The sequence below is a fragment of the Rhizobium sp. R635 genome, from assembly GCF_002211285.1.
Classification (GTDB): Bacteria; Pseudomonadota; Alphaproteobacteria; order Rhizobiales; family Rhizobiaceae; genus Rhizobium.
In genome coordinates, this window is the sequence record NZ_LOKX01000011.1 from 15518 (window position 1) to 38757 (window position 23240).

The following is a 23240-nucleotide window of genomic DNA, read 5'->3' on the forward strand; positions in this document are numbered from 1 at the left end:
CCTCCGGCATTTTCTTGCTTCCGTATTTTGGCGTCGGATTTGTCCTTGACCCAGCTCGCCGCCGGGGTTTTTGCTTTCCCGGCGTCATAAGGGAGGGCAAAAATGGCCGTCGATACATCACCGCGCTCAACCACCTGGACCCATGTCGATGGAGAATGGCTCCCCGGCAATCCGCCGCTGATCGGGCCCACTTCGCATGCCATGTGGCTCGGCTCCACGGTCTTCGACGGCGCCCGCTGGTTCGACGGCATCGCCCCGGATCTCGACCTGCACTGCCAGCGCATCAACCGCTCCGCACTTGCCATTGGGCTGAAGCCGGTGAAATCGGCCGAGGAGATCGCAGCGCTTGCCTGGGAAGGCGTTGAGAAATTCGACGGCGCCACGGCGATCTACATCAAGCCGATGTATTGGGGTGAGCACGGTTCGCCCGGCAGCATCGTCTCCGTCGACGCCGAATCGACCCGTTTCGCGCTCTGCCTGTTCGAGGCGCCGATGGGCGGCCATGGCGGCACGAGCCTTACCGTCTCTCCCTATCGGCGCCCGTCACCGGAAACCGCGATGACCGAGGCCAAGACTGGATCGCTCTACCCGAACAGCGGCCGCATGATCGCGGAGGCCCGCAGCCGCGGCTTCGACAATGCGCTGGTGCGCGATCTGAACGGCAACGTCGTCGAGACCGCCTCCTCGAACGTCTTCCTGGTGCGCGACGGCGTGGTGATGACACCGGCCGCCAACCGCACTTTCCTTGCCGGCATCACCCGCGCCCGCGTCATCGGCCTCTTACGCAAGGCCGGTTTCGACGTCGTCGAAGCAACGCTTTCCGTCGAGGATTTCATGCAGGCCGACGAAATCTTCACCACCGGCAACTATTCCAAGGTTGTCGGCGTCACCCGCCTCGACGGCCGGGATTTCCAGGAAGGCCCGGTCACCCGCAAGGCGCTGGATCTCTACATGGACTGGGCCCACGGCAGGAGCGAGAGCGAGGAGTGAGCCGCGATCCCGCGAAGCGGGAGCAATCGATCCAGTGAATCGATTGCAGCGGCGAACGCCCGGAGCGCAAGCGCAGGGCTGGCGCGATCTTGTGAAACCGTTTGGAAGCCTTCGCCTTCCGCTCCCTTTCCGCCATAGTGCTTGAGAGTTCTACAGAGCAAGAAAGAATCCCATGACCATTCTGGCTGACGAACAAGGCGATATTATCCGTGAGCTCGGCGTTGCCGCCGATATTGATCCCGAACATGAGATCGAACGGCGAACTGCTTTCCTCAAGGATTATCTCGTGGCCTCAGGCCTGCGCAGCTATGTCCTCGGCATCAGCGGCGGCGTCGATTCGCTGACGGCCGCCCTGCTGGCCCAGAAGGCGGTACGTGAGCTGCGTGACAGCGGCCATGCCGCCGAATTCATTGCCGTGCGGCTTCCTTATGGTGTTCAGGCGGACGAGGCCGATGCGAACCGGGCGCTGGAAACGATCGGCGCCGACCGCTCGATGGTGGTCAACATCAAGGCCGCGGCGGATGGGATGTTGGCCGCCGCTCAGACCGGAGGCCTCGCTTTTGCCGATGCCGGCCGGCAGGATTTCATCCTCGGCAACATCAAGGCCCGCCAGCGCATGATCGCCCAGTTTGCGCTCGCCGGCGCGCTCGGCGGCCTCGTCATCGGCACCGATCATGCGGCCGAGGCCGTCATGGGCTTCTTCACCAAATTCGGCGACGGCGCAGCCGATATCCTGCCGCTCGCCGGCCTCAACAAGCGTCGCGTCCGCCTGTTGGCAAAGACGCTCGGTGCGCCTGACGAACTGGTCTTCAAGGTGCCGACGGCTGACCTCGAGGACCAGCGGCCGCTGCGCCCCGACGAGGAGGCCTATGGCGTCACCTATGACGAAATCGACGATTTCCTCGAAGGCAAGCCGGTCGGCGAGATTTCCCGCCGCCGCATCCTCGCCGCCTATCGGGCGACCGCCCATAAGCGCGCTCTGCCGGTCGCCGTCAACGCTCTCTGAGGATCGTCCGGCCGAATCTTCAATGAACGTCTGACGTCGTCGTGTCCCTCGGCCGCGCCATCCAGGCATAGGCCGCACCGGCGACGAGCAGCAGTGAAGTGCCGAGGAAAACCGCCCGCATGCCGATATGTCCGCCGACGAAACCGCCGAGGAGGGGGCCGGCCACCTGGCCGACATATTGCGAGGAGATGGAAAGCCCGAGAATGCTGCCGGCCGCGCTATCCGGTACGCTGTGGCGGATGACGGCGGCGATGCAGGGCAGAAGCCCGCCAAGTGCCGCCCCCATCAGGAAGCGCAGGAGGATGAGCTGCCAGGAACTGGTGACGAAGGCCTGCGGGATCAGCAGCAGCCCGGCGACGGCGAGCGCGCCTGCGATGACCGGCCAATGGCCGATCCGGTCGGCTAGTTTTCCGAGCCGCGAGGCCGAAAGGATGCTGCCGAGGGCGGCGGCCGACATGACGAGGCCTGAGATCATCGTCACCTGGCTTTGCTGAGGCACGATCTGGGCGACATAGACGGTGATGATCGGCTCGATCGACATGTTGGCGAACATCAAAAGCATGCCGGTCGCCAGCATCGCGACGACGGGCCGCTTGTCGGCAACGGATTTCCAGCCGCTGCTTGCCTTGGCTGCCTGCTTGCGGGCCGGTGATTTCTCCTCTTTGATCAAAAAAGCCGTGGCGAGAAAAGCGAGGAAGATCATGCCGCCGGCGGCGAGAAACGTGCCGCGGATGCCGATGATCGGCGGCAGCGCTCCGCCGATCAGGGGGCCGACGAGATTGCCGGCCATGATGCCGGAAGAGAGAACGCCGAGCGCCCAGGCGGACCGATCCTTCGGCGTCTGCGTCGCCACCAGCACCATCGAACCGGAGGAGTAACCGCCGGCAAGCCCGACGAAGAGGCGCAGCGCCACCAGCTGCCAGACATTGCCGGCCATGCCCATCAGCGAGATCGCCAGCGTCATGCCGAGGCTTGCGCGCACCAGCATCAGCTTGCGGCCGTAAATATCGCCGAGCCGACCCCACAGGGGCGCGACGAGTGCCGCGGCAAAGAAGGTGGCGCCATAGGCGATGCCGGACCATTGCACGATCGCCGCATGGTCGGTGACACCGAGTTCCTCGACATAAAGCGGCAGGAAGGGAAGCAGCAGCGTCATCGCCACGATCGTGGTGAAGGAGCCGATCAGCGAGATGGCGAGGTTGCGTTTCCAGTAGATCGAGCCTGGTTTAACACTGGCGTCCCATTGCGTGTCCGTCATGCCTTGCATCGATCCTGTAGCGCAGTTGCGCCGCAATCTGGATCATCTCGGGTAAAAGTGCTAGAACATAACTGATTGCGCTATGCAATCGGATGATCGGAGCACATTGCCATGAACGCTATGGACTCATCCCGAAAGCAAATCGTCCGCGATCTCTACGCCGCCTATCTCGACGACCGCAAGGATATCGTCGGCGCCATGTTGACCGAGGATTTCACCTTCTCCAGCCCGCGCGACGACCATATCGACCGGGCTGCGTATTTTGAGCGCTGCTGGCCGAAGGAGCCGTTCTTCCGCGGTATCGAGATCGAATTCCTGGCAGTCGACGGCGACGAGGCTGTTGTTCGCTACCGCGCCGAAAAACGCGACGGCGCGAGCTTCGTCAACATGGAGAGCCTTCGCTTCCACGGGGAGAAGATCGCCTCCGTGGAGGTCTATTTCGGCCGGAATCTATAACCGGCTGAGGCGGAGATCGCCTGCGTCACAGGAGCCGGAAGGCTGAAGTCGCGATGATGATCATCGAGACCGCCACCATCAGCGGCCGCACCGGCAGCCGTTTGACGAGGATCGCCCCGAAGGGAGCCGCGATGACACCGCCGATGATGAGGCCGATCGCCGAATTGAGTTCCGACCAGCCCAGCGTCGCGACGAAGGTGATCGAAATCGTCAGCGTCACCGCGAATTCGGTGAAGTTGGTCGAGCCGATCACCCGCTTCAGGTCATGGCCGCGACCGACGAGCGTGCTGGTGACGATCGGGCCCCATCCGCCGCCGCCGATCGCATCGAGCACGCCGCCGCACAGCCCGACGGGCGGCACCGCCCAGTCGCGCACCTCGCGCCGTAGCGGCGGCCGGAAGGCCTTGTAGAGGATCAGCAGCCCGATGGCGATCAGATAGGCCGAAACGTAGGGCTCGATCGTCTTGCCGTCGATATTGGCGAGCAGAGTGGCGCCGATCGCGCCGCCGATCATGCCGGCCGGCGCAAGCCGCGCCACCAGACGCCAATCGACGTTGCGATGATAGGCATGCGAGAGGCCCGACGCGGCCGTCGTGAACATTTCCGTCACATGCGTCATGGCGCTGGCGTTGGCCGCCGGCACGCCGAAGGCCAGAAGGCTTGTCGTCGACAGCACGCCGAAGGCCATGCCGAGTGCGCCGTCTACGATCTGTGCGCAGAAGCCGACGGCGATGAAGAAGAAGATATCCGATGTCATGCAGTCCCCTCGGACGAACGGTAGCATCAGAACATGCGACGCGGGAAGAAGGTTTCGGTCTCAGGCGGCAAATCCGCGCTGCTTCAGCCGGACGATCTTGAAAAAGCCGTTCGGAAAGACCGGCATGATGTCGGTAGCGGCAAAATCCCCGCGACGTTCGGCCCAGGCGATGATGCGGTGGACGCGGAAGGCGGAAGACCAGCCGATGTGGCGCACCAGCGGCGCCACCGCCGTCTCGATCGCGCCTTGCAGGCCGGTCCCTTCGCCGAGCTTGCTGGCGAGGATGATCTCGCCGCCCGGCCGCAGCACTCGGGCGCATTCGTCCAGCGCCCGCTCGGGCTCCGGGATCAGGGTGATGACGAAGGGCAGGCACACCGCATCGAAGGACCGGTCGGCAAAGGTGAGCGCATGCGCGTCCATCACCTCGAGCGCCTGCACATGCTGCAGGTTCTCACGCCTCGCTTTTTCGCGGGCGCGCGCAATCATGTGTTCGGAAATGTCGATGCCGGTCACCCGGCAGCGGCGCGGATAGTGCCCGAGCGTCAGGCCGGTGCCGACGCCGATCTCCAGTATATCGGTGCCGGCCGCAGCGGCGAGCGCGGCCAATTTACGGTGGCCATCGCGCAGGATGCCCCGATAGACGCGGTCATAGACCGGCGCCCAGCGCTGATAGATTTTCTGCTGATCTTCCGCGCTGCTGCGAAGCTCTGGCATCCGGCACCTCCCTACCGCATAATTCCTGAACTCCGGATCGTTTCCGGAATGGATTATGCGCCTTTCAAAAATGTCAGAGCACCCTGGTGCATTCCGTTGAAACGCTGGGCGCTCTAAACCCCAATCTTCAACTCCCAAGAGTGGGTTTCGGTTCCGCTCGGATATGACGCAATGCCGCCGAACGGCACTGCGGCGGCTATTTTGCCGGCGTGAGCCCGAGCTTCCCGGCGTCCAGCTCGCTGCCGATCTCGACGGTCTTCTTCTGCTTGTCGTAGACGCAGATCTGGGCGACGAGACCCTTGGCGCCCTTCGGCTTGCCGGTGAGCAGGGCGAGCCCGTAATGGGAGCTGCCGAAAGGATCGACGGTGGCGACCGGCTTTTCGATCGCGACCGCCGCCTTCGTGCATTTTGCCTCCACATCGGCCGCAAGCTGCTGCCAGGCCTCGTCGGAAGAGGCGCGTGCGGCGCCTGCCATGGAAAGAAGCGCGGCCGCAGTCAGAAGCTGGATTATATTCCTGTTCATATCTTTTCTCCGGTGCTGTGGCCGCCGGCGTAGCTATTTCGCGGCGGGCATGTCAGGCGATTTGCAGGCGCGATTCCAGCTCCGCAAGTGAGGCAAATTTTCCTTCGGCGGCGCGTTTTTTGATATTTCGCCGGTTGCCTCTCCGTGCTTCCCCTCCTATGTTCCGCCTCACCTGCCGATGACGCAATCTATTGCCAAGAGGAGATCTGACATGGCTTTCGAATTGCCTGAACTTCCCTATGATTACGAAGCGCTTGCTCCCTTCATGTCGAAGGAAACGCTGGAGTTTCACCACGACAAGCACCACAAGGCCTATGTCGACAACGGCAACAAGCTTGCCGCCGAAGCCGGCCTTTCGGATCTCTCGCTCGAAGACGTCGTGAAGAAGTCCTTCGGCACCAATGCCGGCCTCTTCAACAATGCCGCCCAGCACTACAACCACATCCATTTCTGGAAGTGGATGAAGAAGGGCGGCGGCGGCAACAAGCTGCCGGGCAAGCTCGAAGCTGCCTTCGCCTCCGACCTCGGCGGGTACGACAAGTTCAAGGCCGATTTCGCCAATGCCGGCGCCACGCAGTTCGGCTCCGGCTGGGCCTGGGTTTCCGTCAAGAACGGCAAGCTCGAAATCTCCAAGACCCCGAACGGCGAAAACCCGCTTGTCCATGGCGCCACGCCGATCCTCGGCGTCGACGTCTGGGAACACTCCTATTACATCGACTATCGCAACGCGCGTCCGAAGTACCTCGAAGCCTTCGTCGACAGCCTGATCAACTGGGACTACGTCCTGGAACGCTACGAAGAAGCCACGAAGTAATCGACACTGGCTGCACTGAAATCCGCACCCGGCGCCCAAAACGCCGGGTGTTCTGTTTTCAGATGCAGCCGTCACATCTCTGTCACCGGCCGCTCCTAATCACGCTCCATGTCTTCTTCTGCTCTTCCCCTGTTCCGCTTTGGCATCATCGCCGATCCGCAATATGCGGCGATCGCGCCGCATGCGGCCATGGATCGCTTTTACGCCAACAGCCTTGCCAAGGTCGCCGAGGCGATCGAGGTCTTCAACGGCGAGGAGTTGAGCTTCGTCATGACGCTCGGCGATGTCATCGACCGCAGCTTCGCAAGCTTCGACGATATCCTGCCGGTCTATGAGACGCTGAGGCATGAGACGCTCTTCCTGCTCGGCAACCACGATTTCTCGGTTTCCTCGGGGCATCTCTCCGAAGTCGCCGGGCGCCTCGGCATGCCGTCGCCCTATTACAGCTTCTCCCGCCACGGCTGGCGTTTCATCGTGCTCGACGGCAACGAGGTCAGCATCTTCGCGCCGCCGGAGGGCCATCCTCACCGCGCGCTTGCCGCGCAGATGCTGGCGGAGCTGGAGGCCAAGGGAGCCCGCAACGCCCATCGCTGGAACGCGGCGCTGAGCGACGAGCAGTTCGCCTGGCTCGGCGATGAAATCGCAAGTGCCGCGGCGGCCGGCGAGAAGGTCATCGTCATGAACCACTATCCGGTGCATCCGCCTGGCGAGCATGGCATGTGGGACAGTGAGCGCATCGTCGCGCTGCTCGCCTCGCAAGGTCATGTCGTCGCCTATCTCAACGGTCACGACCACGCCGGCAACTACGGCATGGCCGGCGCCTGCCACTTCGTCAATTTCAAGGGCGTGGTCGACACCGAGAAAGAAAACGCCTTCGCGATCGTCGAGGTCCATGCCGACCGCATCGAAATCCGCGGCTTCGGCCGCGAAGAGAGCCGTACGTTGCTCTATTAGGCTGCGGGGCAGCTGCTAGGCGGGCGCATTCGTCTCTGTCCACCCACTCGTCCACAACTCCCGCAGCCGGTCGCCGTCGCCCTTGAAGAAATCCTCGGCCTCTTCGCAACGTTCCACCCGATCGCTGCGGAAATTGCGGATCGCCTGGCGCAATTCGCACCAGGCGACCACATTGGCGGTCTGTGAATAGTAGATCAACGCGATCGGCCGGATCGTCCGCTCGGTCGCGCGGCCGAGTTCGTCGCGGTAGCCGAGCATCAGCTTTTGCTCGTCGCGGATCGCGCGGCGGACGATCGCAAGGTCGAATCCGGCGGGCGGCTGCGCGATCGTGCCCCAGGCATAGAGCGCCTTGCTGTCCATTGCCTGGCGCAGCGGCGCCGGCACCGCGCCTGAGATCTTCCGGTTGACGCGGCGGGCGGCCTGCTTCAGTTCCTCGTCCGCCGTCCGTTCGAGCAGCGCCAGCGACAGCACGATCGCCTCCATCTCCTCGATCGAAAACATCAGCGGCGGCAGGTCGAAGCCCGGCCGCATGATATAGCCGATGCCGCGTCCGCCTTCGATCGGCACCCGCATCGCCTGAAGTGCCGCGATGTCGCGGTAGATCGAGCGTACGGTCACTTCGAGCGTCTCGGCCATCACAGCCGCCGTCATCGGTTTTCTCGCCAGCCTGAGGATCTGAATGATCTCGAAAAGCCGTGAGGCCTTGCGCATTTTCCTGCCTCCGCTCCCAACGCTCCTGACAATACACTGTCAGTTGGGTTTCGCTATAGAGCCATCTATCGAATTGAAATCAATAACAGTCTTTCGAAAATTCCGAAGGAATCGGAGTGGGCAACTGACATGAACTACCATGAAAACCTCTGGCTCTTCTTCACCCTTCTCTTCGGCATCATCATCGTGCCGGGCATGGATATGCTCTTCGTGCTCGCCAATTCGCTGACAGGCGGCATCAGGCGGGGGCTGGCTGCGACCGGCGGCATCATGGCGGGCGGCGCGGTGCATTCGGCCTATGGCGCGGCCGGGGTCGGCGTGCTCGTCACCATGCTGCCGCAGCTTTTCAACGTGCTGCTCTTTGCCGGCGTCGCCTATATGATCTGGATCGGCATTTCTTTGATCCGCAGCTCGATCACCGTCGAAGCGGTCGGGCCGGGGACGGCGCATTCCAGCTGGCGGGCTTTCCGCCAGGGCGCGCTCACCTGTCTCGTCAACCCGAAAGCCTATATTTTCATGTTTGCCGTCTATCCGCAGTTCTTAAGACCGGAATACGGACCGGTCTGGATACAGGGCCTGATCATGGGCGCCATGACTGTCCTCACCCAGTTCGCCGTCTACGGCACGCTCGCGATGACGGCCGGGCGCAGCCGTGACCTGCTGGTCGCAAACCCTGATGCTACGGCCTTTGTCGGCCGTTTCGCTGGAATGCTGCTGATCGCTGTTTCCGCCTTCAGCCTTTGGCAAGGTTGGAAAACCGCCTGAGCCGTTGCTGCTTATCACATTGTTTTTATGATCATCCGGCAAAACGTGACCGCGAGGGCGCATGGATTTTGTCATGCTCCCGGTGCAGATTGGCCTCCGGCCACCCCTGGCCGAGGAGAAATGGAGAGGAATATGAATTGGAAAGCAGTAGCTGCGGCCCTGGCGATGGCCGGCATGGCCGCCGGTTCGGTGACCGCCGCCGACGGCACGCATGATTCGCGCGTTGCGTTGATGAAGAAGATCGGCGGTTCGGCGGGCGCCATGGCCGCCATCGCCAAGGGCGAGAAGCCCTATGATGCCGAAACGGTAAAGGCGGCGCTGACGACGATCGCCGCAACGGCCAAGGTTTTCCCCGACCAGTTCAAGCCGGGCACGGAGACGGGCGACGAAGCGGCGAGCCCGAAGATCTGGGAAAACATGGACGACTTCAAGGCGCGCGCCGCCAAGCTTTCCACCGATGCAGAAACCGCGCTGGCCCAGCTTCCTGCCGATCCTGCGGCCGTCGGCGCCACGATGAACACGCTCGGCGCCAATTGCGGCGGCTGTCACAAGGCCTATCGCCTCGGCAAGTGAGCGGTAGGCCGGAAAGAAACGGAAATGCTCCGATACTGGATCCGCGCCGGCCTTGCCGCCGGCGCGGATCGCCTTATTCTCCGCCTGCGCGGATCGATCGGGGGATCGATTTGCATGGAAATCTCGGCAAAAGGGGAGGCGGCGCATGGTCCGCAGGTTCATCCGGTTTCTGCTCTGTCTGATCGGCGTCGCCGTTCTCGGCGGTGGCGCCTTCTATCTCGTCACCGCACCCGATCCGCTGCCGGAAAGCCACTGGGCCAATCTCGGTGCGCCGGACACGGCAAACGGCGAGATGGTCTTCTGGACGGGCGGCTGCGTCAGCTGCCATGCCGCGCCCGGTTCCGAAGGCGACGCCAAGCTGACGCTGTCGGGCGGCCTCGCGTTGAAGAGCCCCTTCGGCACTTTCCACGTGCCGAACATCTCGCCGGATGAGAAGGCCGGCATCGGTGCCTGGACGCTCGCCGAATTCGGCAATGCGATGAAGCGCGGCGTCGGTCCCGATGGCGAGCATCTCTACCCGTCTTTTCCCTATGGCTCCTATTCCCGCATGAGCGACAAGGACGTCAACGATCTCTTCGCCTTTCTGAAAACCCTGCCGAAGAGCGCAAACGTCACGCCGCCCCACGAGCTGCCGTTCCCCTTCAACATCCGGCTTGCGCTCGGCGGCTGGAAATTCCTCTATTTCAACGATCAGCCGCGCGTCGCGCTCGCCAAGAGCGACGACAAGGTGAAGCGCGGGCAATATCTCGTCGAAGGCCCCGGACATTGTGGCGAATGCCATACGCCGCGCGACGCGCTCGGCGGCTTTCAGGCTAATATGTGGCTCGCCGGCGCTCCGAATCCGGAAGGCAAGGGCCGCATACCCGACATCACCCCGGCCTCCAAGAGCATCGGCGGATGGAGCGAAGCCGATATCGCAAGCTACCTCGAAACCGGCTTCACGCCGGATTTCGATTCCGTCGGCGGCTCGATGGTCGACGTGCAGCAGAACATCGCCCACCTGCCGGCCTCCGATCGCGAGGCGATCGCTGCCTATCTGAAGGCCGTGCCGGGGCGGTAGGACAAGTCTGCAGCCTCAAGCGATCGATTGCATGTAGCGCATGCCGGTCACGGGGCGGGGCGTGAAATCCAGCTGTTCGTAGAAGCGGTGCGCCATGACATTTCCAGTCGCGGCGCTGACGGAGAGGTAGCCGCAGCCGGCATTGCGCGCCGTTTCGCGAGCCCGGTCGACGAGCAACTGGCCGGTGCCGTGGCCGCGATGGCCGTCACGCACGAAGAGATGGTGCAGGTCCATGCCGCGCTTGCCTTCCTGGGCCCTGTAGAGCGGCACGAGAATGGCGTAGCCGATCAGCCCTTCGCCGGTCTCGGCGACGAGCGCGGTGATCCAGGGCAGGGGGCCGAAGAGGTCGCGCTCCAACTGCTCCGGCGTCGTGCCTGACGGGTCGCCGTGATGGGCGGCGAGCAGCGCGATCATCTCATTGAGTTCGGGCAGGTCGCGGGGTTTGGCGGTGCGGATCGTCACCACCGACGGGCGCATCAGTGAAATTTCGCTGTCTTCGATTTCGGTCATGGTCTTCGCGTCCTTTTATATTCTGCCGTCAGGACGCTGCCGATACAACAAAGCCGCCTGACGGCGGCTTGTTGACAATATGATCTGTCCAGCCGCCCTTTACAGGTACAGCCAAAAATACGAGCGGCTCTGGTGCGCGTTTTCGATCATGGGTGATAGATCCTCGCAAACGCGGCTTTTGTCAATGGCGGATCGCGTGGAGTTGCGCCCTTTTCATTGGACTGCGTCTTCAATATAGTATACCCCCCTATATTAAATAGAGGCTCCCTATGTCCCACACCACTCTGCAGAAGAAGAAGCTCATCGCCCGCATCAGCCGCCTCAAGGGGCAGATGGAAGCGGTCGAGCGGGCGCTCGAGGCCGAGCGCCCTTGCGGAGAGATCCTGCAGCTCCTCGCTTCGGTGCGCGGCGCCCTGACGGGGTTGACCGGCGAGGTGCTGGACGACCACCTGCGCGAACATGTGCTGAACGCCGAAGACGATGCGGCGAGGGCGGAGGCGGTCGAGGAAATATCGGAAGTCTTGAGAACCTATATCCGCTAGAGCATGCCGCGCAAAAGTGCGCGCGATTTGCGATAACGACATTTAAAAACAAAAACTTATGGCGGTTCTGCCTTTTCGTGAAAAGCTGAACTGCCCTAAGTGCCGTGACGAAGGAGCCTGTAATGAGTGCCGGAATCGACAAAGCTGCAATGGAACATGACCATGTTTTCCTCGGCGCCGATCATGCGCGCAACGAGCGGCGCATCTGGCTGGTGATCGCGCTGACGGCGGTGATGATGGTGGCGGAAATTACAGCCGGCACCATCTACGGCTCGATGGCGCTCGTCGCCGATGGCTGGCACATGTCGACCCATGCCAGCGCTCTTCTGATTTCGGCGCTTGCCTATCTCTTCGCCCGAAAGCAGGCGCATAATCCGCGTTTCACCTTCGGCACCGGCAAGCTCGGCGATCTCGCCGGCTTTGCCAGCGCCATCATCCTTGCTCTGATCGCCGTGCTGATGGCCTGGGAAAGCCTCCTGCGTCTTTCCAATCCCGTGCCGATCGGTTTTGCCCAGGCGATCGCCGTCGCCGTCATCGGCCTTGCCGTCAATCTCGCCAGCGCATGGCTGCTTGCCGGCGGCGGCCACGACCATCACGCGCATGGCCATCACGGCCATGCCCACCATGGGCACCATCATCACGACCATGGCGACCACAGCGGTGACAACAACATCCGCGCCGCCTATCTGCATGTCATCGCCGACGCTCTGACCTCTGTGCTCGCCATCGCAGCGCTCACCCTCGGCAGCCTGTACGGCTGGCTGTGGCTCGATCCCCTCATGGGCATCGTCGGCGGGCTGGTGATCGCCAATTGGTCCTGGAGCCTGATGAAGTCCTCAGGCGGTGTCCTTCTCGATGTCGTGCCCGAAGGTGAGTCGCTGCCGGGGGAAATCCGTGACGCCATCGAGACGGAGGATGACCGGATCACCGATCTGCATGTCTGGCAGGTCGGCCCCGGGCATCATGCCGCGATCGTCGCCGTCGTCACCTCGCAGCCGCGCGACCCGGCTTTCTACAAGGGAAGACTGTCGGCACTCGAGGAATTGTCGCATGTGACGGTCGAGGTTACGCGCGCTGCATGACCGACAAAGTCAGGACGGGATGAAACCCGCCATGTGTATGACGAGATGCCGCCGCAATCGCGCCGTAACGCTGTCCTCCTCATTCGCCGGAGGATTTCATGAATATCAGTTTGACCCGCCGCATGCTGATCGGCGCGGCGCTTTACCTGCCCGCTCTGGGCTTGCCCGCGCTGGCGCTCCCTGCCAATGCTGAAGAGAGTGCCGAAGGGAGCGACGACAACATCGAGCACCGTCTCGCTGCTCTGGAGAAACGCACCGGCGGCCGCCTCGGCGTCTCGGTGCTCGACACTCAGACGAGCATTTCCTTCGGCTATCGCGGCGGCGAGGCCTTTCCGATGTGCAGCACCTTCAAGGCGCTGGCCGCGGGCTTCGTCCTCGCCCGGGTCGACAAGGGGGAGGAGAGCCTCGACCGGCGTGTGAGCTACGGCAAGGAGAAGCTCGTCGACTATTCTCCCGTCAGCGAAAAACACGCAGGCGCCGACGGCATGACGATTGCCGAACTCTGCGAGGCGGCGGTGACGGTCAGCGACAACACCGCCGGTAACCTGCTGCTCGAAAGCTTCGGCGGGCCGCCAGCCCTGACCGACTGGTTGCGCTCGATCGGCGACGGCACGACGCGCCTCGACCGCACCGAGCCGACGCTGAATGAAGGCCGGAAGGGCGATCCGCGTGACACGACCACGCCGGATGCGATGCTCGACACGCTCGGCAATCTGACGCTCGGCTCAATTCTGACCGAAGCTTCCTGCAACAGGCTGATCGCCTGGCTGGTGGCCAGCACCACAGGCAAGGAGCGGCTGCGAGCCGGGCTGCCCCAGGATTGGAAGGCCGGCGACAAGACCGGCACCGGCCCGAACGGCTCTCTCGGCGATATCGCGGTAATCTGGCCACCGGACCGCGGCCCGATCGTCGCGGCCGTTTATATCAGCGAGGCAATCGTACCGGCGAAGGAGCTCAATCCGATCTTTGCCGAAGTCGGTCGTATGATCGCTGAGATGGTTTGAAGCGAGACAAGTGCGGCGAAGAGGAAGGGACACTTTCTCGATCGGCCGAAAGATCGATGAGGCCGGCCCCTCATCCGCCTGCCGGCACCTTCTCCCCGCTCGCGGGGAGAAGGGACTACGCCGCGACCTCTCCGTCCCTCGCCTGCCTCTCGCAGGGCACGTCCCCTCGCCCCGCAAGCGGGGAGAGGGTTAGGGTGAGGGGCAGCCAACGGCGCCAAACGGACAGCTGTGGGTCAAGTCCGACGATGCCGGAGCGCGAGGGAAACACGAGAAATTTCGGTGGCTTGCACCGGTTTCCTTGGTCCTTAGGAGCAAATTTCCCATCACGGCAGGGTATAGGCGATCACGTAATCGCCGGGCTTCGTGCCGACCGAGCCGTGGCCGCCGGCGACCATGACGACATATTGCTTGTTGTCGTCGGTGGTATAGGTCATCGGCGTTGCCTGGCCGCCGGCGGGAAGCCGCGCCTCCCAGAGCTGCCGGCCATCCGTCACGTCGTAGGCGCGCAGGTAGTTATCGACCGCTGCCCCCAGGAAGGCGATGCCGCCCTTGGTCAGCATCGGCCCGCCGATGCCGGGCACGCCGACCTTGAAGGGCAGGGGCAGCGGCGTCATGTCATGCACGGTGCCGTTCTTGTGCATGTAGGCGATTTTGCCGGTGCGCAGGTCCACGCCCGCGACATAGCCCCATGGCGGCGCCTGGCAGGGGATCTTGAGCAATCCGAGGAACGGACCCATGAAGACGCCGTAAGGGGCGCCGTCATTGCGGTTGAGCCCTTGTTCGCTGCCCTTCTCATCCTGGCCTTTCGGCGGGATGTCGGCGGCCGGCACCAGGCGCGAGGTAAAGGCGAGGTAGGTCGGCATGCCGAACATGATCTGCCGTTCCGGGTCCACCGCCACGCTGCCCCAGTTGAAGGTGCCGAAATTGCCGGGATAGACGATCGTTCCCTTAAGCGAAGGCGGCGTGTAGCGGCCTTCGTAATAGTAGCGGTGGAAATCGATGCGGCAGGCGAGCTGATCGAACAGCGATACGCCCCACATATCCTTTTCCTTGAGCGGCTCGGGCGAGAAGGTGAGGTTCGAGATCGGCTGCGTCGGCGAGGTATGATCGCCGGAGATTGCGCCGCCCGGCGCGGGAATTTCCTTGACCGGGATGATCGGCTCGCCGGTGCGCCGGTCGAGCACATAAATGTCGCCCTGCTTGGTTGGGCCGACGAGCGCGGGAACGACGGTGCCGTCCTCCTTCGTCAGGTCGATGAGCGCCGGCTGGGCCGGGACGTCCATATCCCAGAGATCGTGATGCACCGTCTGGCGCACCCAGCGCAGTTGGCCGGTGGCGATGTCGAGCGCCACGATCGAGGACGAGAATTTCTCGACATTGTCGCTGCGGTTGATGCCGAGCTGGTCCGGCACCTGGTTGCCGAGCGGGATGTAGACCATGCCGAGCCCCTCGTCGACGCTGAAGACAGACCAGCTGTTCGGCGAGTTGGTGGTGTAGGTCTGGCCCTCGGCGATCGGCGTGGTCGCATCGGGGTTGCCGGAATCCCAGTTCCAGATCAGCGCGCCGCTATTGATGTCGAAGGCGCGGATGACGCCGGACTGCTCCTGCGTCGAATAATTGTCGTTCACGGCCCCGCCGATGATGATCTTGCCGGCCACCGCAACGGGCGGCGAGGTGGAGTAGTAATAGCCGGCCGGATTGTAGCGCATGCCGGCTTCGAGATGCAGCACGCCCTGATCGGCAAAGCTGGTGCAGACCTTCCCGTCGGCCGCATCGAGCGCGATCAGCCGGGCGTCTGATGTCGGCAGGTAGACGCGCTCGGCGCAGGGCTGGCCGGCGGCGACCGTTGGATCGGCATAGTAGGTGACGCCACGGCAGGTCTGGTGCTGCCGGTTGGGGTTCATGCCGGAATTGGCGTCGTATTTCCATTTCTCCTTGCCGGTCTTGGCGTCGAGCGCGATCGCCCAGTTATGCGGCGTGCAGAGGTAGAGCGTGTCCTTCACCTTGAGCGGTGTCACCTGATAGGTCGTTTCGCTGATATCCTCCGGCCGCTTGACGTCGCCGGTCTGGTATCGCCACGCTTCCTTCAGCGTCGAGACGTTCTGCACGTTGATCTGGTCGAGCGGCGAATAGCGCTGGCCGAAGGGTGTGCGGCCGTATTGGTGCCATTCACCATCGGGCACGCTGCCGCCGAAGGTGGCGTTGGCGGCGACCGCATCCGTCGGCAAGTCGCCGGCAAGATCATGGGGGTCTGTCGTCATCGAATAGAGGGCGACGAGGATGGCGAGGATCACGGGCACGGCGAGCGGCCATGGGTTGGCGCCATAGGTGATGCCGGTTGGGCTGCGAAAGCCGAGCGGTTGGCGGATCCATGGCGTCAGCAGCCAGAGCCCGAGCAGGATGATGACGCCGCCGCGCGGCCCGAGCTGCCACCAGTCGAAACCAACCTCCCAGATCGCCCAGGCGAGCGCTGCGACGACGAGCACCGCATAGACCCAGAGCGCCACCGCCTTGCGCATCAGGAGCAATCCGGCGGTGATGAAAAACATCAGGCCGGCGAACAGATAAAAGGCGCTGCCGCCGAGCGTGACGAGCCAGAGCCCGCCGCCACCGAGGGCCAGTCCGATGATGATGAAGAAAATGGAGGTGATGACGATCGCCATAAGGCTCTCTCCCGCTTGATTTAGCCGGGTGAATGAATGGCGGAAAATCCCCGCCGATCAGCCAGATAGCGCGAAGGAGATGCCTTTCAACGGCCACATTTGCCGCAGCGGACCCGTCAATGCGGAGGCCTGGAATAGGCCGCCGGCCGGATGGAGACGGTCGCTACGCACGGGTGTAAAGGGAATGACGCCGTCGTCACGTCCCGCAGAAGGTCGCCAGCACCCGTTCGTCCGGCTTCGGCGGTTCCATATAGGCGGCAAAATCCGGCTGGTCCTCATAGGGTTTTGCAAGCACTGTCAGCAGCGCCTCGAACAGCGAGAAATCCCCATCCTCGACCGCTGCGTCGATTGCCTGTTCGACCCGGTGATTGCGCGGAACGAATGCCGGATTGACGCCGCGCATGGCGCTGGCGCGTTCAGTGGCGGTTTGCCGATCGCGAGACAGTCTTTCGCGCCACCGCGCCAGCCATTCGCGGCAGGCCTCCGGTTCCCGGAAGCTCGCCGAGAAGGCAGGCTCCGCAGCCTCATCGCCTGCCAGATCCGACAGCCGCCGGAAGGTCAGCGTGAAATCCGCATCTTGCGCCTGCATCAGCGTCAGCAGCGCCTGCACCAGCTCGAGATCGCCGTCCTCTTCGCCGCCAAGCCCGATCTTTGCTCGCATGCCCTTCAGCCAATGCGCCTGAAACCGTTCGCCATAGGCCCGGATCACGGCATTCGCCTTGTCGACCGCACTGTCGGGCTCGGCGTCGATCAGCGGCAGCAGCGTTTCGCCGAGCCTCGCGAGGTTCCATTGGCCGATTGCGGGCTGATTGGCATAGGCGTAGCGCCCATGATGATCGATCGACGAGAAGACGGTCGCCGGATTGTAGCTGTCCATGAAGGCGCAGGGGCCGAAATCGATCGTCTCGCCGGAGACGGTCATATTGTCCGTGTTCATGACGCCATGGATGAAACCGACATGCAGCCAGCGGGCAATCAGCGCCGCCTGGCGGTCAGAAACGGCCTCGAAGAAGGAGAGGTAGGGATTGTCGGCGTCTTTCAGCGCGGGATAGTGCCGGTCGATCACATAATCGGCCAGCGCCCGCACGCCTTCGGTGTCGCCCCTTGCCGCGAAGAACTGGAAGGTGCCGACCCTGATATGGCTTGCCGCCACGCGGGTGAACACGGCGCCTGGCAGCACTTCCTCGCGATAGACCGGTTCCCCGGTCGTTACCGCCGCCAGTGCCCGCGTCGCGGGAACGCCGAGCGCAAACATCGCCTCGCTTATGATATATTCCCGGAGCACCGGGCCGAGTGCGGCGCGGCCATCGCCGCGGCGCGAAAACGGCGTCTGCCCGGCGCCCTTCAACTGGATATCGTAGCGCTTGCCGTTGCGGCCGACGACCTCGCCGAGCAGGATCGCCCGCCCGTCGCCGAGCACCGGTGAGAAGCCGCCGAATTGATGCCCGGCATAGGCCATCGCCAGCGGTTCTGCCCCTTCGGGAACGAGATTGCCGGAAAAGATTGCCGCCCCGTCACGGCGCAACGCCTCGATGTCGAGCCCGAGTTCTTCCGCCAAAGGATCATTGAGCTTGATCAGCCAGGGTTCCGCCACCCGGGTCGGCGTTTGCGGCGCAAAGAATCGCTCGGGCAAACCGACATAGCTGTTGTCGAAGGGAAAGGCCGCACCGGGCCGGTTTTTCTCAAGGGCGGAGGTCATGGTTCATAGGTAGGGCCGGGGTGCCCCTGGCGCAAGCCGGTTCCGCCCGAGGGAGGATCTTCACTTCCAAAGACCTCACGAAGATCAGGCCGATGCAAGGAATCGTGATCCGCCTTTCCCTCTGGTCAAAGCTGCTTTGCCATAAAGGACATAGCGCCGCCACGATCGCAGGCGTATACGAAATCGTCTCCCCTTGGCCTTGCGCCATGTCATCTCCGCGGCCTTGCTGCCTCCCGCGCTCCGCCGCGCTACCGCGAGTGAATCCGGACGATGTCGGATCAGATTTACCAGGCGCCGATGGTTCGGCGCGCCGCGCCCAATTTCCGGGTGATCGCGATGATCGTCGCGAGCGCGATGCTGATGGAAAACATCGACGCGACCGTGCTTGCGACCGCACTGCCCACCATGGCGCGCGATTTCGCCGTCAGCGCCCCGGCCATGTCGATTGCGCTGACCTCCTATCTCCTCAGCCTGGCGATCTTCATTCCGGCCAGCGGCCGGATGGCCGACAGTTTCGGTTCGCGCACCGTCTTCCGTGCGGCCATCGCGGTTTTCGTGGTCGGCTCCATCCTCTGTGCGCTCGCGCCGACGCTGTCCTTCCTGGTGCTGGCGCGGCTGCTGCAGGGCATGGGCGGCGCGATGATGATGCCGGTCGGCCGCCTGGTGCTGATGCGCAGCGTCGCCCGCAAGGATATGGTCAGCGCCATGTCCTGGCTGCTGGTGCCGGCGCTGATCGGCCCGATCGTCGGCCCGCCGCTCGGCGGCTTCATCGTTACCTATCTCGACTGGCGCTGGATCTTCTACATCAACGTGCCGATCGGCATCATCGGCATGATCTTCGTCTCGATCTATATCGATGAGGTAAAGGGCAAGGCGGCCGGCCCCTTCGACACGATCGGCTTCATCCTCTCGGGCATTTCGCTGGGCTCCCTGCTCTTCGGCTTCGAAATGTCGAGCCATGAAGGCGAAGGCGCTTTCTCGATCTTCCTGATCGCCCTCGGCCTGATCTTCGGCATCGGCTATTTGAGGCATGCCCGCAGGCATCCGTCGCCGATCATGGATTTTTCGCTGATGAAGGTGCCGAGCTTCGGCACCTCGGTCATTGCCGGTTCGCTGACACGCATCACCCAGGGCGCGCAGCCTTTCCTGCTGCCGCTGCTGTTCCAGATCGGTTTCGGCCTTTCCGCCGCCGCGGCCGGTCAGATCGTCATATCAACCGCACTCGGCGCGCTCGCCATGAAGCCGATGGCGAAGTTCGTCTTCAGCCGGCTGGGCTTCCGCCGCAGCCTCATTCTCAACGGCATTCTCGGCACGGTCGGTTATGCGCTCTGCGCCGCCTTCCGGCCGGACTGGCCGATGCCGCTGATCTTCGTCGTTCTCGTCCTCAGCGCCTTCTTCCTGTCGTTCCAGTTTACGGCCTACAACACCATCGCCTATGACGAGATCGAAAAGGAGCGGATGAGCTCGGCCACCAGCTTCTATACCACCTTCCAGCAGCTGATGCTGTCGCTCGGCATCTGCATCGGGGCCTTGGCGCTGCACGGCTCCATGGCCTTGTCAGGAGCCGAAACGCCTGATCTCGGCGATTTCTCCGCCGCTTTCATCGTCGTCACCGTCATCTCGATTACCGCCACAGTCTGGAACCTGCGCTTCTCGCCGACGGCGGGCGAGGAGATCAGCGGCTACAAGGCGAAGCGGACGAAGGTGGCTGGAGAAACAAAGACTTGAAGCGCGTCGCTTGAATCAAATTCTGCGCGTAGCACTCAGTCCTTCTCCTCCATGTCAGCTGCCATTTCCGCGAGCTTGCGCACGGTGTTGAGGTTGCGCGAGGTTCCAAGCTTCAGCGCCGGCAGCTTCAGCTTCGATCGGCCGGAGCCGTTGGGATAGTGGACATAGATTTCCCGTCCCGCGAGCTTCGCCTCCTCGCCGTCAGGCGCCACCATTTTCTCCAGCGCATCGGCCGGCGCCTTTTCGGGCAGGAAATAAACCAGCACGAAGCTCGGCTTGGCACCGGGAAAGGGCGCGTTGGCGGCAATTGCTTCGAGTTCTTTCCGGCTGCGCACCATCACGCCCGGAGGTTTGCCCATCTTTTTCCCGAGCGCCTCGTCGAGCTTCTCCTCGACCGCTTTCTCGGCTTCATCCGAGCGGAAAAGCACATTGCCGCTCTGGATGTAGGTCTTCACGTCGGCGAAGCCGAGGCCCTCGCAGATGGCCTTCAGCTCCGTCATCGACAGAGAGCCGGTGCCGCCGACGTTTATGGCGCGGAGAAGGGCGATATGGACGGGCATTTCTCTCTCCGTTGACGATTTGCCGCAGCCGCCCCAGCGCTTACATCTTCCCGGCCACCTTGATCGCAAACGCGTATTCAAACGCGATTTCCTCCAGCCGCTGGAAGCGGCCGGACGCGCCGCCGTGACCGGCGTCCATGTTCGTCTTGAGCAGGATCGGAGCACCGCCCGTCGTCTTGTCGCGCAGTTTCGCGACCCACTTGGCCGGCTCCCAATAGGTGACGCGCGGATCGGTCAGGCCGCCGAGCGCCAGGATCGGCGGGTAGGGTTTTGCCTCGACATTGTCATAGGGCGAGTAGGAGGCGATCTGCTCGTATTCTTCTTTGCTGTCGATCGGGTTGCCCCATTCCGGCCATTCCGGCGGGGTCAGCGGCAGCGTGTCGTCGAGCATGGTGTTCAGCACGTCGACGAAGGGGACGGCGGCGATGAGGCCGGCGAATTTCTCCGGTGCCATGTTGGCGACGGCGCCCATCAGCATGCCGCCAGCCGATCCGCCCTCGGCGATGATCTTCGCGTAGGACGTGAACTTCTCCTGATTCAGATAGTCAGCGGCGGCGATGAAATCCTTGAAGGTATTGGTCTTCTTGTCCATCTTGCCGTCTTCGTACCAGGCAAAGCCCTTGTCCTTGCCGCCGCGGATATGGGCGATGGCATAGACGAAACCGCGATCGGCGAGCGACAGGCAGTTGGTGTTGAAGCCGGCCGGAATGGTGATGCCGTAGGCGCCGTAGCCGTAGAGCAGGCAGGGCGCGCTGCCGTCGAGCGGCGTATCCTTGCGATAGAGCAGGGTGACCGGCACCTTCTCGCCGTCCCATGCCGGCGCGAAGACGCGGCGGGTGACATAGTCGTCGATATTGTGGCCCGAGGGCACTTCCTGCGTCTTCAGGAGCGTGCGCTCGCGCGTCACCATATTGTAGTCGTAGAGCTGCGACGGCGTCGTCATCGAGGAATAGGAAAAGCGGATGACATCCGTGTCGTATTCCGCCGCTCCCGAGAGCCCCAGCGAATAGGCTTCCTCGGCAAAAGCAATCGCATGCTCCTCGCCGGTCCTGCGGTCGCGGATCATGATGCGCGGCAGCCCGTCCTTGCGCTCCAGCCACAGGAGATGGCGGGCATAGGCCATATGGCTGATGATGAGCGTGCCGGGCTTGTGGGCGACGACTTCGCGCCAGTTTTCCTTGCCCGGTCTGTCAACCGGCGTTTCCATGATCTTGAAATCCTTGGCGCCGCCATCGTTGGTCAGGATGTAGAAGACGTCGCCGCCCTCGGTCAGCGAATATTCGATGCCTTCCTCGCGCGCCGCCACGAGTTTCGGCTCGGCTGTGAGGTCCTTGGTCGACAGCAGCCGGTATTCGCTCGTCTCGTGGTCGTGAATGTCGATATAGATGAAGTCGTCGAGCAGCGAACCGCCGACGCCCATGAAGAAGCCGGCATCCTCTTCCTCGTAGACCAGCCGGTCTTCGGACTGCGGCTGGCCCAGAATATGGTGGAACACCTTCGAGGGCCGGTGGTTCTCATCGAGCGCCGAATAGAAGAAGCTCTTGCCGTCAGGCGCCCAGACACCGCCGCCGCCGGTATTCTCGATCCGCTCCCCCTCAAGGTCCTGTCCCGTCGACAGATCGCGTACCTTCAGCGTGAAGAATTCCGAGCCCTTGTCGTCATATCCCCAGATGCCGCGGCTGTGGTCGCTCGAATGATCGAGGCCGGCGAGGCGGAAATAGGCCTTGCCCGATGCCTCCTTGTCGCCGTCGAGCAGCACGGTGCGGATCGCCTCATCGGCAACCTTGCCGTCGCGAGGAATGCGGAAATAGCGCGGCTGCTCGCCGCCGGTCACGTAAAACGTGCCGTAGGCATAGGCGCCATCCTTCATCGGCACCGAGCTGTCGTCTTCCTTGATGCGGCCGCGCATCTCGGCAAACAGCACCTTCTGCAACGGCTTGGTGTCCTCCATCGCCGCGTTCATATAGACGTTTTCGGCTTCCAGATGCCGGCGGATTTCAGGGTCGAGGATCGACGGATCCTTGAACATCGCCTGCCAATTGTCGGCGCGCAGCCAGGCATAGTCGTCCGTTCGGGTAATGCCGTGGCGCGTATCGGAGACGGGCTTCTTCGGTGCGGCGGGCGGTGTCGGCAGGCTCTTGAAGACGGACAAGGAATGGCTCCGGGTCGATATGTCGGGATGGGAAGAGATAGAGGCGCGGCGACCCAGGATCAAGCGGCAAGGCTGCGCCAAGGGTGCAGACGACCTTCCACAGGCAAGGAGGCGGCTGCATCGACGCTGCCTTGATGTCACCACAATGTTTAAGAAAGTCCGCTATCTCTGCGAATTTATACGTGCCAAGCCTCCGGCAAGCTGCCTGCGGCACAGTGAAATATGCACAACAGTAAGGGATTTTCTTCGAAATGCCGAAACGTCTGCTCCTGTTTGTATCCCTGGCCGCTATCGCCGCCCCCGCCTTTGCCGTCGATCCCGCCATCAAGAAGCAGCTCGAAAAACTCGATCCCTCCACCCGCCTGGAACAGAGCTGCGATACCGAGGCGATGAGCCGCATCAACAATGACAGCACCGGCTTCAAGCCCGACAAGGTCATCGCCTATACTTTCAAGGACCCGATCCCGGGCGACAATTCGTTGCAGGCGCCGGGCGCGGTCTTCCGCAGCAAGGGTGACTGGTACCATCTTTCCTACAACTGCATCACCGGTCCGCAGCATATCAACGTGCGCGAGCTCGACTACCAGATCGGCGAGAAGGTGCCGCGCGAGAAGTGGAATAAATATTATCTCTACGATTGATGCCGTTGCCCTTCCGAACGGCTGCGGTGACATCCGGCCACATGGCGCCGGATGATGACTGTCGGTAAAATCGACGGA

At 62.9% G+C, this 23240-nt stretch carries 23 protein-coding genes; 13 read left to right on the top strand and 10 right to left on the bottom strand.

The genetic code is table 11. The features are described from left to right. Positions 1-102 precede the first annotated feature (102 nt). On the top strand, positions 103-990 hold the full coding sequence (locus ATY78_RS10215) for a branched-chain amino acid aminotransferase (protein ID WP_088682229.1): 888 nt from the start codon (positions 103-105) through the stop codon (positions 988-990). A gap of 172 nt (positions 991-1162) precedes the next feature. Next, a complete protein-coding gene (gene nadE, locus ATY78_RS10220; RefSeq protein WP_088682230.1) occupies positions 1163-1996 on the top strand; it encodes an ammonia-dependent NAD(+) synthetase in 834 nt (277 codons plus the stop codon). Positions 1997-2015: 19 nt separating this feature from the next. On the opposite strand, the gene ATY78_RS10225 is transcribed toward nadE, so the two are convergent. After that, positions 2016-3254, bottom strand: coding sequence for a multidrug efflux MFS transporter (locus tag ATY78_RS10225; RefSeq protein WP_088682231.1), 1239 nt, complete (start codon positions 3252-3254; stop codon positions 2016-2018). Between the two features lie 111 nt (positions 3255-3365). Between ATY78_RS10225 and ATY78_RS10230 the strand changes: the two genes are divergently transcribed. Further along, positions 3366-3710: a nuclear transport factor 2 family protein gene (locus ATY78_RS10230; RefSeq protein ID WP_088682232.1), complete on the top strand. Its 345-nt coding sequence runs from the start codon at positions 3366-3368 to the stop codon at positions 3708-3710. Positions 3711-3735: 25 nt separating this feature from the next. On the opposite strand, the gene ATY78_RS10235 is transcribed toward ATY78_RS10230, so the two are convergent. From ATY78_RS10235 to ATY78_RS10245, 3 genes are all read right to left on the bottom strand, one after another. Beyond that, positions 3736-4467: a sulfite exporter TauE/SafE family protein gene (locus ATY78_RS10235; protein ID WP_088682233.1), complete on the bottom strand. Its 732-nt coding sequence runs from the start codon at positions 4465-4467 to the stop codon at positions 3736-3738. A gap of 60 nt (positions 4468-4527) precedes the next feature. Next, a complete protein-coding gene (locus ATY78_RS10240; protein WP_088682234.1) occupies positions 4528-5181 on the bottom strand; it encodes a class I SAM-dependent methyltransferase in 654 nt (217 codons plus the stop codon). Between the two features lie 196 nt (positions 5182-5377). Next, positions 5378-5704 carry a hypothetical protein gene (locus tag ATY78_RS10245; RefSeq protein WP_088682235.1) on the bottom strand — a complete coding sequence of 109 codons (327 nt, stop codon included), beginning with the start codon at positions 5702-5704 and terminating at the stop codon, positions 5378-5380. Between the two features lie 211 nt (positions 5705-5915). On the opposite strand from ATY78_RS10245, the gene ATY78_RS10250 reads away from it, so the two are divergent. Together ATY78_RS10250 and ATY78_RS10255 are read left to right on the top strand one after the other, a co-directional pair. After that, positions 5916-6518 (top strand): superoxide dismutase, encoded by a 603-nt coding sequence (locus ATY78_RS10250; protein WP_003569477.1) that lies wholly within the window; start codon positions 5916-5918, stop codon positions 6516-6518. A gap of 108 nt (positions 6519-6626) precedes the next feature. Next, positions 6627-7472, top strand: a complete 846-nt coding sequence (locus ATY78_RS10255; protein ID WP_088682236.1) for a metallophosphoesterase — start codon at positions 6627-6629, stop codon at positions 7470-7472. A gap of 15 nt (positions 7473-7487) precedes the next feature. Here the strand turns inward: ATY78_RS10255 and ATY78_RS10260 are convergent, their stop codons facing one another. Then, positions 7488-8183: a YafY family protein gene (locus tag ATY78_RS10260; RefSeq protein WP_088682237.1), complete on the bottom strand. Its 696-nt coding sequence runs from the start codon at positions 8181-8183 to the stop codon at positions 7488-7490. Between the two features lie 129 nt (positions 8184-8312). On the opposite strand from ATY78_RS10260, the gene ATY78_RS10265 reads away from it, so the two are divergent. The 3 genes from ATY78_RS10265 (at position 8313) to ATY78_RS10275 (ending at position 10581) form a co-directional block, all read left to right on the top strand. After that, positions 8313-8948 carry a LysE family translocator gene (locus tag ATY78_RS10265; RefSeq protein ID WP_088682238.1) on the top strand — a complete coding sequence of 212 codons (636 nt, stop codon included), beginning with the start codon at positions 8313-8315 and terminating at the stop codon, positions 8946-8948. Between the two features lie 132 nt (positions 8949-9080). Then, entirely contained in the window at positions 9081-9521 is a 441-nt protein-coding gene (locus ATY78_RS10270; protein ID WP_088682239.1) for a cytochrome c, read from the top strand. Positions 9522-9666: 145 nt separating this feature from the next. After that, positions 9667-10581, top strand: coding sequence for a cytochrome c (locus ATY78_RS10275; RefSeq protein ID WP_088682240.1), 915 nt, complete (start codon positions 9667-9669; stop codon positions 10579-10581). Positions 10582-10596: 15 nt separating this feature from the next. Here the strand turns inward: ATY78_RS10275 and ATY78_RS10280 are convergent, their stop codons facing one another. Beyond that, positions 10597-11091 (bottom strand): GNAT family N-acetyltransferase, encoded by a 495-nt coding sequence (locus ATY78_RS10280; RefSeq protein WP_088682241.1) that lies wholly within the window; start codon positions 11089-11091, stop codon positions 10597-10599. Between the two features lie 269 nt (positions 11092-11360). On the opposite strand from ATY78_RS10280, the gene dmeR reads away from it, so the two are divergent. From dmeR to bla, 3 genes are all read left to right on the top strand, one after another. After that, the gene (dmeR, locus tag ATY78_RS10285; RefSeq protein ID WP_088682242.1) at positions 11361-11633 is read left to right on the top strand and encodes a Ni(II)/Co(II)-sensing transcriptional repressor DmeR; all 273 of its coding nucleotides are present in this window, start codon (positions 11361-11363) and stop codon (positions 11631-11633) included. A gap of 122 nt (positions 11634-11755) precedes the next feature. Next, the gene (dmeF, locus tag ATY78_RS10290; protein WP_088682243.1) at positions 11756-12715 is read left to right on the top strand and encodes a CDF family Co(II)/Ni(II) efflux transporter DmeF; all 960 of its coding nucleotides are present in this window, start codon (positions 11756-11758) and stop codon (positions 12713-12715) included. A gap of 98 nt (positions 12716-12813) precedes the next feature. Continuing rightward, the gene (bla, locus tag ATY78_RS10295; protein ID WP_088682244.1) at positions 12814-13719 is read left to right on the top strand and encodes a class A beta-lactamase; all 906 of its coding nucleotides are present in this window, start codon (positions 12814-12816) and stop codon (positions 13717-13719) included. A gap of 323 nt (positions 13720-14042) precedes the next feature. On the opposite strand, the gene ATY78_RS10300 is transcribed toward bla, so the two are convergent. Both ATY78_RS10300 and ATY78_RS10305 read right to left on the bottom strand, forming a co-directional pair. Next, positions 14043-16382 carry a glucose/quinate/shikimate family membrane-bound PQQ-dependent dehydrogenase gene (locus ATY78_RS10300; protein WP_088682245.1) on the bottom strand — a complete coding sequence of 780 codons (2340 nt, stop codon included), beginning with the start codon at positions 16380-16382 and terminating at the stop codon, positions 14043-14045. 196 nt (positions 16383-16578) lie between these two features. Then, a complete protein-coding gene (locus tag ATY78_RS10305; RefSeq protein WP_088682246.1) occupies positions 16579-18081 on the bottom strand; it encodes a protein adenylyltransferase SelO in 1503 nt (500 codons plus the stop codon). A 270-nt stretch (positions 18082-18351) separates the two neighbouring features. Here ATY78_RS10305 and ATY78_RS10315 point away from each other — a divergent pair, with 270 nt between their 5' ends. Then, positions 18352-19809: an MFS transporter gene (locus ATY78_RS10315; RefSeq protein ID WP_088682248.1), complete on the top strand. Its 1458-nt coding sequence runs from the start codon at positions 18352-18354 to the stop codon at positions 19807-19809. A gap of 35 nt (positions 19810-19844) precedes the next feature. Here the strand turns inward: ATY78_RS10315 and ATY78_RS10320 are convergent, their stop codons facing one another. Together ATY78_RS10320 and ATY78_RS10325 are read right to left on the bottom strand one after the other, a co-directional pair. Continuing rightward, entirely contained in the window at positions 19845-20369 is a 525-nt protein-coding gene (locus tag ATY78_RS10320) for a DUF1697 domain-containing protein (protein ID WP_088682249.1), read from the bottom strand. Positions 20370-20409: 40 nt separating this feature from the next. Further along, positions 20410-22521, bottom strand: coding sequence for a S9 family peptidase (locus ATY78_RS10325; protein ID WP_088682250.1), 2112 nt, complete (start codon positions 22519-22521; stop codon positions 20410-20412). A 251-nt stretch (positions 22522-22772) separates the two neighbouring features. Here ATY78_RS10325 and ATY78_RS10330 point away from each other — a divergent pair, with 251 nt between their 5' ends. Continuing rightward, positions 22773-23162 (top strand): DUF930 domain-containing protein, encoded by a 390-nt coding sequence (locus tag ATY78_RS10330; RefSeq protein WP_088682251.1) that lies wholly within the window; start codon positions 22773-22775, stop codon positions 23160-23162. The last annotated feature ends 78 nt before the right edge of the window (positions 23163-23240 follow it).